Source organism: Halovenus marina (assembly GCF_051414115.1).
Taxonomy (GTDB): Archaea; Halobacteriota; Halobacteria; order Halobacteriales; family Haloarculaceae; genus Halovenus; species Halovenus marina.
Genome location: NZ_JBLKNZ010000001.1, coordinates 1,459,972 through 1,473,278, shown reverse-complemented (window position 1 = coordinate 1,473,278; position 13,307 = coordinate 1,459,972). Strand labels below are relative to the sequence as shown.

Genomic DNA, 13,307 nt, shown 5'->3' with positions numbered 1-13,307 from the left:
CGTATTTTGCGGCAATATTTTCAACATCGTGTCATCTGTGCCGGGCTCTCTGGTCTGGATCCGGCAACGACAGGTGGAGTCGGGGATTTCAAGCCCGTCGACGCTCCAGGTCTGATATGGATCCGGAACGGCTTCGCGAGGAGATTCCAGCACTGGACACCTGTCGGTACTGCAACTGGGGCGCGAGTGGTCCGAGTCCGCGTGCGGTCGTCTCGGCCGCAAACGAGTTCGAGAAACGGCATCAGTTCGACGCGCCCTGTGGCGACGGCATGTACACGGTCGCCAGAGACGCGCTCGAATCTGCTCGTGTGTCGGTTGCGGCGTTCATCGGCGCGACCCCTGAACAGGTTGCCCTCACACGTTCGACTGTCGAAGGGATCAACCACGTAGTCAACGCCATCGACTGGAACGAGGGCGATGTCGTTCTCAGAACTGACCTCGAACACCCAGCGGGCGTCCTGCCGTGGGAGCGAGCGCGGGAAACAGAAGGCATCGAAATCCGCGAATTGCCGACCGAGCGCGGGCGACTCGACCGCGAGATGCTTCGCGATGCAGTCTCGGACGCGCGACTCGTCTGTCTGAGCTCGCTGAGTTGGTCACACGGCACCAAACTCCCCGTCGAGGAAGTCGTCGACCTCGCACACGACGCTGGCGCGCGCGTGCTCGTCGACGCCGTCCAGTCGCCTGGTCAGGTCCCCGTCGATGTCGACGACTGGGGCGCGGATTTCGTCGCTGCATCGGGACACAAGTGGTTGCTCGGCCTGTGGGGGTCCGGCTTTCTCTACGTCGACGAGGATGCGCTCGACGCAGTGACACCGGGACGGATCGGTTACTTCTCCGTGGAAGAACCCGGTGCAGACTACGAGTTTCGGTCAGATGCACGACAATTCGAGCTCGGAACGACGGCGGTCGCTCCCTACGTCGCACTCGAAGCGGCAATCGAACAGATCGAAGCGGTCGGAATCAAGCGAATTGACGAGCGCATCAGCCGTCTGACCGACAGACTCAAAGAGGGCCTCGGCGACAGGCTTGTGAGTCCGCGCGACTCCGAGTCCGGGCTGGTCACGTTCGCTGCCGATGACCCAGATGCCGTCGTCAAGCGTCTCGGTGACCACGGGATTCAGATACGGTCGATCCCGGACCCACACGCGTGTCGGGTCTCGGTCCACGCACCGAACACAGCCGAAGACATCGACGCGCTGCTGGACGTGCTCTAATCTTGGATGCACGCGACAACGACACGCGCATCGGGTGACGACAGGGTTTTTGCTCACAAGTCAAAGACGGGGTATGGATAGACGGGACCTGTTGGCCGCCGCGGCGACGCTGTCGGTCGGACTTGCCGGGTGTCTCGGCACTCCCGACGGGGAGGATAGGGAGACCCCGGCGGGCCGCGACCGAGAGCCTCCGACCAGTATCGAGGAGGTGTCGCTCGTCTTCATGTCTGCCCTGCTCGACGGGAACGTCGAACGCATGCGCGAGTTTCTTCATACCGACAGCCCGCTCCGCGGCGAGCTAGCCGACCACCGGATCGATGACGTCGACGCTGACCTCGAATTCATCGACGTCGAGGTGGTCAGCGAATCCGGCAACGAGGCCGTCGCAGACGTCAGCGTCCTCTCGGGCGAGCGCAACGACTTCGAGCAGCGATACCGGCTTCGGCTGGACAGTGGTGACTGGCGAATCTTCGACATCGAACCCGCGTGAGATCCATACTGTCGTCTGTTCCATCTCGGAGCTACTTCGCCACCTCGGGTGGCGAATCGGTGTCCGAACGGACAGCCGACAGTATCATTCGTCGCCGATGGGCTTTCTGCGCAGCGCGTCGATGTGGTCACGGAGCGCGTTCAGTTCCGACTCCAGTCGCTCGTGTCGGTCGATGAGTTCGCTCAACTCGTCGGTGTTGACCGAGTGGTTCTCCGAGAGGGCAAATTCGAGCGAGTCGTTCGTCGCCTGCACGAGATAGTTCGCCGTCTGGAGTATCTCCTGCGGTGAGCCACGGCAGTCATACAGATCCATCTCGCCGGACCGTGCGGTGTAAGCCACGATCGGAACGTCCTCCTCGGCGTGGTAGGCAGTCGTCACGTCGAGTGTCGTGACGGGGTTTCTGCGGTCGTTCGAAACCTCGATCCGGACGATGTTGAACGGCTCTGCGAGTCGCTGGTAGGTGTCTGCGAGTTCGCGAAGCGTATCCGCTGGACCGACGCCGAGTTGGGCCTCGACGTCGCCGAAGAAGTGTTTCGAGTCGGTCAGCGCGAGCGCAACAGTGTAGAACACCTCCTCGCTGTGTTCGGCAAAGGTCCGGATCCGCTCGCGGAGTCGTTCGTGTTTCCCCTCGATGGCAAGCGTCTCCAGTTCGTCCAGAAGCGCCCGCGTGCCGCGCTCGCAACTGAGAAATTCCTCGACGAGCGCGCCGGGCATCTCCGTCCGCTCCACGTCGTCCATAGGCTCCGTTCGCACTCGACCCGTAATACTGTTTTCAAGGCGCTGGCCGCGTCCGCCGAGCGCTCCCCTGTGTCACTCGTCGGTCTGGACCGTTCCCCACTTGCCCTGATAGAACGCGAGCGGGTCGGCGTCGGGGTTGAGGTCGTCGCCCTCGACGACGCGTCCGACGTATATCGTGTGGTCGCCAGCGGGGTGTGCGTCCTCGATTGTACAGTCCAGATAGGCCAGGTCCTCGTCGAAGACGGGGGCGTGTGTGTCCACGCCGTCCAGCGTCCTCGTCTCGAAGGGGTCGTCGGATAGCTGGGTGATGTCCGCGAAGTGACTGCCCAGGTCCTGCTGGGCCTTCGAGAGGATGTTGACGGTGAATCCCTCGACGTCGCCGCGTTCGAGCAGGTCGTACGTGTGCGTCTCGTGGTCGACACAGACGAGCACGAGCGGCGGGTCGAGCGAGACACTGGAGAAGGCGTTGGCCGTGAGTCCGTGCAAGTCGTCGCCGTCGATGGTCACGACAGTACAGCCCGTTGCGAACGTTCCGACGAGTTCCCTAAAACGACCACTCTCGAGTGACATGCCTGCTACTCCGCTCGCACGGTACTAATGTCTCGTGGTCTGTGGCCCATCGAAGCTCCGCTCCGGGTCATCTCTCGTGGTAGCGACGGTGCCACACGTGGGGGTGAGACCGTCACGCTAAAGCGGACTGCACCGATGAGCACAAGCATGAGGTTTCACGAGGCGGCGAATTTCCTCTTTGACTTGCGGCGGTTCCCCTCCCGGCCCGGGACAGAGGCGACGGCGGCGCTGCTCGCCCATCTCGACGACCCCCACGAGGCGGTTCCCACTGTCCAGATTGCGGGCAGTAACGGAAAGGGATCGACCGCTCGCATGGTCGAGTCGGTGCTCTCGGAGGCTGGACTCGACGTCGGACTGTACACCTCCCCGCATCTCGACGACGTGCGCGAACGGATTCGGGTCAACGAGCGACCGATCCCCGAGAGTGCTGTCGTCGACTTTGTCGAGTCCATCGAGGAGTACGTGACCGACCACGCCGCAGATGGGGAGTCGCCGACATTCTTCGAGACGATTACCGCGCTGGCGCTGTGGGAGTTCGACCGCCGGGACGTCGACGTGGCCGTACTCGAAGTCGGCATCGGCGGCAGGCACGACGCGACGAGTGTCGTCGACCCCGTCGCGAGCGCGGTGACGGCTGTGACGCTCGAACACACAGACGTCCTCGGTGACGACGTCGAGACCATCGCCAGGGACAAGGCGAGCGTCGCCCCCGCGGAGCGAAACCTCGTCACGGCCGCCAGCGGGGACGCGCTCGCGGCCATCCGCGAGGAGACCGACCCGCTCGTGGTTTCTGCCGCTGATGACGCTCCCATCTCCGTCGAGTACGGCGGTCGTGATGGACTCGAAGGCGTCGTCGAAATCGAGACGCCGGAACGGACCGTCGACACTCGCCTCCCGCTCTTGGGGGCACATCAGGCACGGAACGCTGGCGTCGCGGTTGCGCTCGTCGAACAGTTAGCTGACGCCGACGTTCTGGACGGACTGGAGACTGCGACGCTCGCGCGCGGCCTCCGCAACGCTCACTGGCCCGGCCGGTTCGAGGTGATGGGCCGCGACCCGCTCGTCGTCCTCGACGGCGCACACAATCCAGGCGGTGTCGCCAGTCTCGCCGAGACGCTCGACTCCTTCGAGTACGAGGACCTGCACGTCGTCGTCGGTGCGATGGCCGACAAGGACCACCGCGAGATGGCGGCCGAACTTTCGGCTGCCGAGCGCGTGACCGCCTGCGAACCGGACCGTGACCGCGCCGAGGACGAACCCGTCATCGCGCGGGCCTTCGAGAACGAAACCGGCGCCGATGTCGGGACTCGCTCCGACGTGGAGGGAGCCGTTGCCGACGCAATCGAGGCGGCCGGACCCGACGATTGCGTGCTCGTCACCGGGTCGCTGTACACAGTCGCCGAGGCACGAACGCGCTGGTCACGAGCGTACGTCCCCAAGCGAGCGGACACCGTCGACGAAGCGCGCGAGATACTCGAAGACGCCCACGTCACCGACGCGGGCGTGTGGCGGATGGGCGGAAAGGGCGTCCATCGGGTCGTGAAAACGCGCGTCCGGCCGCGACAGGCCCAGTACCTTAAGGAGGAACTGCTCTCGCTTGGCGGGGAGTGTTCCATCTCGGGACTGAACGACCAGGACGAGGAACCCCTCTCGGTCGTGCTGATGGCCACGATGGCGCAGTTCCGACGGCTCTGTGAGAAATTACAGGGCCAGCCATACGGACTCGCGCCGCTCGGTGAACAGATCCGCGAGACGCTCGGAATCGACGTCGACCCCGACGCTTGCGGCTACCCGTGGGAAGATAGCACCGCAGTCATGGGGATTCTCAACGTCACGCCGGATAGCTTCCACGACGGCGGCGAGTTCGAGGCCAGTGAGGACGCGATAGCACGTGCCCGCGAGATGGCCGATGCTGGCGCGGACATCATCGATATCGGCGGCGAATCCACTAGACCCGGCGCGGATCCAGTTCCGGCGTCGACAGAGCAGTCTCGGATCGTCCCCGTCATCGAGGAACTCGCGGATCTGGACGTGCTCGTCTCGGTCGACACCCGGAAAGCCGAGGTTGCCCGCGCTGCCCTCGACGCGGGGGCAGACATCCTCAACGACGTGTCCGGACTCGCCGATCCGAAGATGCGGCTGGTCGCCGCCGAGTACGAGGTGCCGGTCGTCGTGATGCACTCCATCGACGCGCCGGTCGTTCCCGGGAAGGACGTCCCCTACGACGATGTGGTCGAAGACGTCATCGACGAACTCACAGAGCGCGTGTTACTGGCAGAGAAGGCGGGGCTGGACCGCTCGCAGATCATCGTCGATCCGGGATTCGGCTTCGGCAAGACGCCCGCCGAGGACTTCGATATCCTCGGCCGACTCGACGAGTTCCGTGGACTCGGCTGTCCGCTCATGGTCGGACACTCACACAAGTCGATGTTCGAGCAGATCGGTCGCGACTCGAACGAGCGATACGAGCCGACGATCGTGGCGACTGCCCTCGCGGCCGAGCGCGGCGCAGACATCGTCCGCGTCCACGACGTGGCCGCGAACGTCGCCGCTGTCGATGTCGTCGAACGTACAGACGGCGAGTGAGAGACGACCATCAGGGCACTACACGCGCTCGTATGCATCCACGTACCGCTCGATGATGGCGCTGTGGTCGTAGGACCGCCACGTGTCGTCTTCGGTTAGTCTCTCGAAGGAACCAGCGTCGACTATGGCGTCGGCGAGTTGCTGTGGGTTCGTCACCCGATAGCTTCGCTCGTAGTTCTCGATGAGTTCGTGCGCGCTCGATTCGGCCTGGTACTCGACGATGCCGACACAGCCACAGGCGAGCGCCCAGAGCAGTTCCGTCGCGAACTGCTCGCTGTATGCCGTCTGGACGAACGCGTGTGCGCCCCGGTAGATGGAGAGTCGCTCCTGTCGGTCGCAGGCCCCGGCGAAGGTGACGCGGTCGTCGATCCGCAGGTCCGCTGTCTGTGATTCGATCGCGTCTCGCCGTGGGCCGTCACCGACGACAGTCGCAGTCCACTCCCGGTCGCGCAACTCTGCCAACCCGAGCAACAGGTCCTCGACGTTTGCGCTCTCGTCGAGTCGGCGCGCGTACACGACGTCCGTCTCCTCGCCCGGTCGCGAATCGAGCACCTGCTCGTAGTCGATGCTCTCGGGGATCACCTGCACCTGGCTGTCCGCCGCTCCGAGTTCTCGAATCTCCGTCCGGACCATCTCCGACGGCGTCACGATGCGGTCGGGTCGGCCGATAGCCCACCGGGTCGCCCGTGCGTCGGGGTCGAGACCCTCGTTGCCGTACCACTCCAGAAACAGCGGAGCGCGAGCGAGCGTCGCGCCGACGCTCGCAGCGATGACCTGCTGGGGCGGCTGTGGCGTCACATGAACCACGTCAGGGCGATGGCGAGCGAGCAGTCCCGGAATCCGCGAGCAAAACGAGGTGGGGGCGGACCCGAGCGTAACCCCGTAGTATCGCACGCCGTCGAGGAGCCACTCGTCGTCGTAGTCGTTCCACCACTGCGAGCAAAACACCGTCACGTCGTGGCCCGCGTCGGCGAGCAGGCGCGCAATCCGCTCGAAGCGGCGATTACTGGCGCTGTCGCGACTGTGTGTCGTCTCCATCGCGACGAGCGCCACGCGCATATGTCTGCGGACGGGTGGGGCTGTCAAAAATCCCTGTCTTTTCGACCACGACGGGGCGGTCTGGAAACTCGCGTGATACTTCATTACTGTTCCCTTCGAAGAGACACTAGCGGTTCGAAAACGCCCGCACATCCGAACACAGAGTTCGACAGACTATGTTCAGAGACCGCACACACGCTGGCGAACAGCTCGCCGCGCTCATCGCCGACCACGATATCGAGGCCGACATCGTCCTCGCTATCCCACGGGGCGGACTCCCCGTTGGTCGCGCCGTCGCAGACAGACTCGGCGTGTCGCTCGATATCGTCGCTGCCCGGAAACTCGGAGCACCGTGGAACCCAGAACTCGCACTCGGTGCCGTCGCGAGCGATGGAACTGTCTGGCTGAACGAATCGATGATCGACGAGTCCGGCGTCTCGGAGCGCGACATCCACGAGCAGATCGAAACAGAGCGCACGGCCGCACAGGAGAAAGTCACGCGATATCGAGGTGATCGTCGCCCGCTCGAACTCCGCGGGAAGACCGTACTCGTCGTCGACGATGGCGTCGCCACGGGCGCGACGACGACCGCGTGTCTCAGACAGATCAAAAATGCTGGTGCCGAACGTGTCGTCCTCGCTGTCCCAGTCGCGCCACCGGATACCGTCGAGCGTCTCAGATCCGAAGCAGACGAGGTCATCTGTCTCGAAACACCGACTCACTTCGGGGCAGTCGGGCAGTTCTACGAGTCGTTCACACAAGTTTCAGACGAGCAGGCCATGGCGTATCTCGAGAAGGGGTGATCTCGACAGCGTTCGGAGTGTTGCAATCACGACTCGGAGAACGCTGAGTGTACTTTTGTATCCCTGTCGAGAACACATCCTGTATGAGTTCGAGCGGTCTGGTCGGACGGCGAAAAACCGTAATTGGTCTCGCGAGCGCGACACAGGCCGCAAGTGGGGGGATGCTCGGAACCGCATTAGTGGTGTATGTCGGACGAGACGGCTCACCGCTTGCCGTGAGCATGTTGGCAACGATATTTTTTACGAGTTCGATGATCTTCTCGCCGCTCTGGGGCGGAATCGGTGATCTTCTCGGTCGTCGGCGGGACCTCCTGCTTGGTCTCAGTGCGCTTACTACCCTCGTGACTGCCGGATTTCTCGTTATCGACAGCATCTGGGGGCAGATTGGGCTACGCGGTTTCAGAGCCGTCTTCGCGGTGGGATTCGGTCCGGTCGTGCTTTCGATCGTGAGCGGGCTGGCTGGACGCACACATCGAGGCCGGTCAGTCGGGTTCGTAAGCAGCGCATCCGCAGTAGGCGACGTTGGAGCGCAACTCACGGTCAGTGCACTGCTCAGCGCTCTCGCCTCGACGTCGGTCTTTTTCGTCATCGGCACACTGAGCGCGCTCACGACCGTGCTTCTCTTTTTCTTCGATGATCCCGCCGAATCAACTGATTCGTCACCGTCTGTCGGTGAACTGCTGACAAGTGTTCGCACACGGTTGGTCCCGGATCGGGACGAGCGGGCACGACTTCGGCAGACCGGACTCACGTGGTTGTACGCAGGCATCGCCCTCCGACACACCGCAGTTCAGGGCGTCGGTAGCCTCGTACCGATCTATCTCGTCGGCGAACTTGGCCTCCCACTCTCACTCATGGGGGGCATTCTTGCCATCGGGCCTGCTGCACAGATCGGATTCATGCCGCTTTGTGGTCGCCTCGCCGACCGCGGCTCGCGGAAACAGCTCATCGTCGGGGGGATCGTTCTGAGTGCAACCTACACGCTCGTTCTCGCTGGAGCCGTGGTCTTCTCGCGGCCCGTGTTGCGGGCCGCAACTGCTGGCGTCGCATTCATCGTGATCGCAGCCGGATTCTCGGCGATGGATGTTGGAACCGTCTCCATCATCGGCGATTCCGTTCCGAGTTCGCGTGAGTCCGCGTTCGTCGGATTGCGCTCGACTGCTGCTGGCGCTGGCGGGATTGTTGGTCCCTTACTCGTCGGGATTACTGCAACGCTGATCGGGTTCGCAGCCGCGTTCGTCATCGCGAGCACCTTCGCCTTCGCGGCGACCGCTGTCGTCTTGACGAAGTTAGAGGAGCCATCCAGAACGACCGCCCCGACGACCGAACTCCTGACGGTCGAAACCAGCACTGGAATCGTCCAGCGACCCGGAATGCATCGGGGCGAGGATGGGGACTAGTCGTCGGTACTCTGTCGGAAGTTGTCTGTCTCCGAAACTCGTTATTCGTCTTCGGCGAGTTCTGATTCGGCCGCTTCCTCCTCGTGCTCCTCGCGTTGCCGCTCCGTGTCCGCTTCGAGTTCCTCGTCGAGTTCGCGCTCTCGCTGGCGTTTCTCCTCGTCGTGACCTTTCTTGTCCCGGCCGTCTTTCGTGTCGGGCATATCCGAGGGTACGGATCCATCACGGCTAACGTTTGTTGCGAGATGGTATCGGGATACGCATCGTCGAGAGCCGTTTTTCCCCTCTAGACATATGTTTTCGGTGGACATATCGACTAGTGTATGGCAAACGCATTCGACCTCAGACTGTCGTCCAGCACCGAAACAGCATCCACACTGATCGTCGGTATGGCCCACTTCGGGATGGCGGGTGTGACCGCAACCGACTATCTGGTTCGGCATCTCGACTCGACACAGATCGGCCACGTCATCCCCGAAGACCTCCCCGCGATCGCCCCCTTCGAGGAAGGCGTGCCGCGCCATCACAGTCGGCTGTACACGCTCGACGAAAAGGATCTGACTCTCCTTGTCAGTGAGCTGTTCATTCCGGTCGATGCAGCGCGGTCGTTCACCGATTCGCTCCTCGATATGGCCGAAAACGAGGGGATCACAGAAATTCTCGTCCTGCACGGCGTTCCGTTTCCACACGGCCCGGAGGAGCACGATGCGTTCACGGTCGCAACCCCGGAGTATCGGGAACGGCGACTCTCCGACACGGAGTTCAAGCCGCTCCAGGGCGGGTTTCTCGATGGGGTTGTCGGCGAACTCACGATGCGCAGTCTCGACGAAACCGCCCCGGATCTCGGCGTGTTCATCACCCCGACGCATCCGCCGGGTCCGGACATCGATGCAGCCCTTCGACTCATCGAGGCGGCCGAGAGCGTGTACGACTTTGAGGTCGACGAGAGCGAGTTGCGGGAGTTGGGCGAACAGTTCCGGGAGTACTACGAGCAGTTGGCCGACCGGATGAACTCGCTGACAGAGGGTGTCGAGTCGCCCGGGAGCCACGACTATCCGGTAGACCGGATGTACATGTAAGCGACACCCAAGAACCTGTTCTCGTCTCGCAGAATCCCCTCCGACGACGCCAAGGTCTATGTATCCGCCACGCCATCTTCGTCCGTGTACGACCTCGAACGCTATCTGACGATCCGTAGCGCGTATGGGGCGTCGCTGGGGCCCGAGGGCACCGTCGCCTTTCTGCTCGACACGACCGGCGTCTCGCAGGTCTGGACGCTACAGGAACCGCGCGGGTGGCCCACACAGCGAACCTTCTACGACGAACCCGTCTCGTTCTGTCGGTTCTCTCCGACCCGACCGGAATTGGTCTTCGGGATGGACGAGGGCGGCAACGAGCGGATGCAACTGTTCCGACTCGACATGGACGGGCGGATCACGCCACTGACCGACCACCCCGAGGCCAAGCACCGCTGGGGCGGCTTCAGTTCCGACGGCGACCGATTTGCCTTTGCCTCGAATCGCCGGGACGAGTCAGTCTTCGATGTGTACGTGCAGGGCCGCGACGAGATCGGAGCGGCGGCAGAGCGTGTCTTCGAGGGGGACGGCTGGTTCTCGGTCGGCGGGTGGGACCCCGAGGACCGCCGACTCATCCTCACAGAGTCACACTCGAACTTCGACCAGGACGTGTACGTGCTGGATCTTGAGACGGGCGAGCGAACCCACCTGACGCCCCACGACGGCCGCGTTCGGTACAACAGTGTCCAGTGGGGGCCGGATGGTGACATCTACATGGTCACCGACGAGGGTGCGAACACGCTGTCGCTCGCTCACCTCGACCCCGAGACTGGCGACCAGACGACCATCCGAGACGGGGACGAGTGGAACATCGACGGCGTCGCCGTCGACGAGGACAGCGGCCTGCTCGTGTACTCAACGAATGTCGATGGATACACCGAACTCACGCTCGGGCAACTGGAGAGCGCGACGAACCTTTCGACCTTCCCCGTGCCAGCCCTGCCGGGCGCTATCGCTGGCGGCGTGAGTTTCGGGCCCGACGGCGAACGGATCGCGCTCTCGTCCTCTGGACGCACCCGAAACACGAACGTCTCCGTGCTGGATGTGCCCGCGCTCAGAGAGGCCGACACCCTCGACCGCCCGTCGCACCGAGAGCGCGCAGTCGAGGAGGCCCGCGACCAGTACACGGAGGCCTCGACCGCTGGCATCCCACAGGAGTCGTTCATCGCGCCCGAACTCGTCCGGTACCGAACGTTCGATGGCCGGGAGATTCCGGCGTTTTTCTCGCTGCCCGACTCGATTCCCGAGGGCGGTGCGCCGGTCATCGTCGACATCCACGGCGGACCAGAGAGTCAGCGTCGTCCGTCCTTCTCCGGCCTTCGGCAGTACTTTCTCTCGCGAGGGTACGGACTCCTCGAACCGAACGTCCGCGGGTCGACCGGCTACGGGACCGACTACACCGAACTCGACGACGTCGAAAAGCGCATGGACTCGGTGAAAGACATCGACTACGCGGTCGAGTGGCTCACGGAGCGCGAGTCGGTCGACCCGGACCGGATCGTCGCGAAGGGTGGCTCCTACGGCGGTTTCATGGTACTCGCCGCGCTGACGGAGTACCCCGACCGCTGGGCGGCCGGAATCGACAGCGTCGGCATCGCCAACTTCGTGACCTTCCTCGAAAACACCGGGTCCTGGCGGCGAGAACTCAGGGAGGCCGAGTACGGATCGCTCGAAGACGACCGCGACTTTCTCGAATCGATCAGCCCGATCAACAACATCGACCGGATCGAGGCCCCGCTCTTTGTCCTCCACGGCGAGAATGACCCGCGCGTCCCCGTCGAGGAAGCCGAACAGATCGCGGCGGAGGCACAGGACCAGGGCGTCCCGGTCGAAACGCTCATTTTCGACGACGAGGGCCACGGCATCTCCAAACTCGACAATCAGATCGAGGCGTACACCCAGATCGTCGACTTTCTCGACGAGTACGTCTGAAGTTCTGATGGGCCGTCTCCGAATGACGTATGAGTCGGCCGTGAAATATCTCCCTATGGATGAACCACCGGTCACACGCCGTGCGTGTCTGACCACGCTGGGGGCCGCTGGGGCGCTCGCTCTCAGTGGCTGTGCAGAACTCGGCAGTTCCGGAGACGATGACGACGAACCGTCCGTCGAATCGTCGGACACCGTCACGGCAGAAGGGGAGACCACAGACGACACGGGGGGAGATTCTTCCGAGGATACTTCGTTCCCATCACTCGAGCAGACCGATCCGGGCTTCCGAAACTGGATTCCGGGCGCGGAGGCGGATCTGGTGACCTTCGACGCCGCGTACAACATTGCACACGCCCGGGCCAACAGGTCCGCATTACCGCCCGGGGTCTACGAATCGGTGACGGCCTGGACGATGTTCGGTGGCTACCTGGGGATCGACTTCGAGGAAATCGAGGGAATGCTCGGCGGATTGCAACTCGGCGTGGCCTACCTCGGATCGTTTGCTCGCTCCGATGTCGAGTCACGGCTCGCAGATACCCAATACGAGCAGATCGGAACTGCGAGCGACATCACGTACTACGCGGGGTTTGCCACTCATTCGGCGCGCGAGCAACCGAACGTGCTGGCCGTCGGTGACGAGGGTGTCATCTACGGGAGCGCAAAGTCCGATGCCGACACGCCCGGCGAGCAGTTCGTCCAACGAACAGTGCCGCTGTTCGAGACGGCACGGGGCGAGCGTCCCCGACTACACGAGGAATCCGCGGTGTACGAGCAGTACACGGACGATATCGGATGGCCGCTGACTGCACAGGCGCTGCCACCACGGTCGCTCGATCCCGATAGCCCCGGCATGGGAAGTGGCGCTGCACGACTGCCGGGCGTCGACGAACTGGACGAGTCGATCCGGTCGAACACCAGAGTCGGCTACGCGAAACAACTTGGGGACGGCACGCTCGTCGACCGGTGGTGGCTTCGAGCCGACCCGGACGCGAGCGTGACGCCAGAGGCGGTGCGGGACGCGTACACGAGCGAAGAGATGAGCGAGGCAATCGACAGACGAGGAGCGCTTTCCGTCAGGCAACGCGGGCCGGTCGTCGATGTCGCCCTTCAACACCCGATCGAAGCGCCCGGCGGCGGAGCCGACCCGGTGCTCGCCTCGATTGCTGTCTCCGTCGAGTCCGGGACCGCAACGCTCTCTCACATCGGCGGTGAATCCGTTCCGCTCGACCGAGTGACAGTGCAGGCTGGCAGCGAGGCAGTCGACCCCGGAAGCGGAACGCTGTCGCCTGGCGACTCGACCACTGTCGAAGTTGGAACGGTCGACAACGTTCGAGTCATCTACGAATCGCCACACGGTCAGGCTATCGTGATCGGAACGACCCGATAGCGGGCAGAACACACGAGTGCGCAGTCGATACGGCTCGTAGCCAATAAGTACCCCCGGCGGTTCTCTGCGAACG

At 63.4% G+C, this 13,307-nt stretch carries 12 protein-coding genes; 8 read left to right on the top strand and 4 right to left on the bottom strand.

The window, feature by feature from the left end; translation table 11 throughout:
- The first annotated feature begins 116 nt into the window (after nt 1–116).
- Together ACMGFL_RS07430 and ACMGFL_RS07425 are read left to right on the top strand one after the other, a co-directional pair.
- Nucleotides 117–1,217: an aminotransferase class V-fold PLP-dependent enzyme gene (locus ACMGFL_RS07430; RefSeq protein WP_436934901.1), complete on the top strand. Its 1,101-nt coding sequence runs from the start codon at nt 117–119 to the stop codon at nt 1,215–1,217.
- A gap of 73 nt (nt 1,218–1,290) precedes the next feature.
- On the top strand, nt 1,291–1,707 hold the full coding sequence (locus ACMGFL_RS07425; RefSeq protein WP_436934900.1) for a hypothetical protein: 417 nt from the start codon (nt 1,291–1,293) through the stop codon (nt 1,705–1,707).
- A gap of 84 nt (nt 1,708–1,791) precedes the next feature.
- Here the strand turns inward: ACMGFL_RS07425 and ACMGFL_RS07420 are convergent, their stop codons facing one another.
- Entirely contained in the window at nt 1,792–2,445 is a 654-nt protein-coding gene (locus ACMGFL_RS07420; protein WP_436934899.1) for a hypothetical protein, read from the bottom strand.
- A 72-nt stretch (nt 2,446–2,517) separates the two neighbouring features.
- The gene (locus ACMGFL_RS07415; protein ID WP_436934898.1) at nt 2,518–3,015 is read right to left on the bottom strand and encodes a flavin reductase family protein; all 498 of its coding nucleotides are present in this window, start codon (nt 3,013–3,015) and stop codon (nt 2,518–2,520) included.
- A gap of 147 nt (nt 3,016–3,162) precedes the next feature.
- Between ACMGFL_RS07415 and folP the strand changes: the two genes are divergently transcribed.
- Nucleotides 3,163–5,601 carry a dihydropteroate synthase gene (folP, locus tag ACMGFL_RS07410; RefSeq protein ID WP_436934897.1) on the top strand — a complete coding sequence of 813 codons (2,439 nt, stop codon included), beginning with the start codon at nt 3,163–3,165 and terminating at the stop codon, nt 5,599–5,601.
- 18 nt (nt 5,602–5,619) lie between these two features.
- On the opposite strand, the gene ACMGFL_RS07405 is transcribed toward folP, so the two are convergent.
- The gene (locus ACMGFL_RS07405; protein WP_436934896.1) at nt 5,620–6,660 is read right to left on the bottom strand and encodes a glycosyltransferase family 4 protein; all 1,041 of its coding nucleotides are present in this window, start codon (nt 6,658–6,660) and stop codon (nt 5,620–5,622) included.
- Between the two features lie 155 nt (nt 6,661–6,815).
- Here ACMGFL_RS07405 and ACMGFL_RS07400 point away from each other — a divergent pair, with 155 nt between their 5' ends.
- Nucleotides 6,816–7,442 carry a phosphoribosyltransferase gene (locus tag ACMGFL_RS07400; RefSeq protein ID WP_436934895.1) on the top strand — a complete coding sequence of 209 codons (627 nt, stop codon included), beginning with the start codon at nt 6,816–6,818 and terminating at the stop codon, nt 7,440–7,442.
- Nucleotides 7,443–7,525: 83 nt separating this feature from the next.
- Entirely contained in the window at nt 7,526–8,842 is a 1,317-nt protein-coding gene (locus ACMGFL_RS07395; protein WP_436934894.1) for an MFS transporter, read from the top strand.
- Nucleotides 8,843–8,883: 41 nt separating this feature from the next.
- On the opposite strand, the gene ACMGFL_RS07390 is transcribed toward ACMGFL_RS07395, so the two are convergent.
- Nucleotides 8,884–9,042, bottom strand: a complete 159-nt coding sequence (locus tag ACMGFL_RS07390) for a hypothetical protein (protein WP_436934893.1) — start codon at nt 9,040–9,042, stop codon at nt 8,884–8,886.
- Nucleotides 9,043–9,162: 120 nt separating this feature from the next.
- On the opposite strand from ACMGFL_RS07390, the gene ACMGFL_RS07385 reads away from it, so the two are divergent.
- The 3 genes from ACMGFL_RS07385 (at nt 9,163) to ACMGFL_RS07375 (ending at nt 13,234) form a co-directional block, all read left to right on the top strand.
- On the top strand, nt 9,163–9,918 hold the full coding sequence (locus tag ACMGFL_RS07385; protein ID WP_436934892.1) for a proteasome assembly chaperone family protein: 756 nt from the start codon (nt 9,163–9,165) through the stop codon (nt 9,916–9,918).
- 84 nt (nt 9,919–10,002) lie between these two features.
- Nucleotides 10,003–11,847 (top strand): S9 family peptidase, encoded by a 1,845-nt coding sequence (locus ACMGFL_RS07380; protein WP_436934891.1) that lies wholly within the window; start codon nt 10,003–10,005, stop codon nt 11,845–11,847.
- A 55-nt stretch (nt 11,848–11,902) separates the two neighbouring features.
- Nucleotides 11,903–13,234 carry a hypothetical protein gene (locus ACMGFL_RS07375; protein ID WP_436934890.1) on the top strand — a complete coding sequence of 444 codons (1,332 nt, stop codon included), beginning with the start codon at nt 11,903–11,905 and terminating at the stop codon, nt 13,232–13,234.
- Nucleotides 13,235–13,307: the final 73 nt, after the last annotated feature.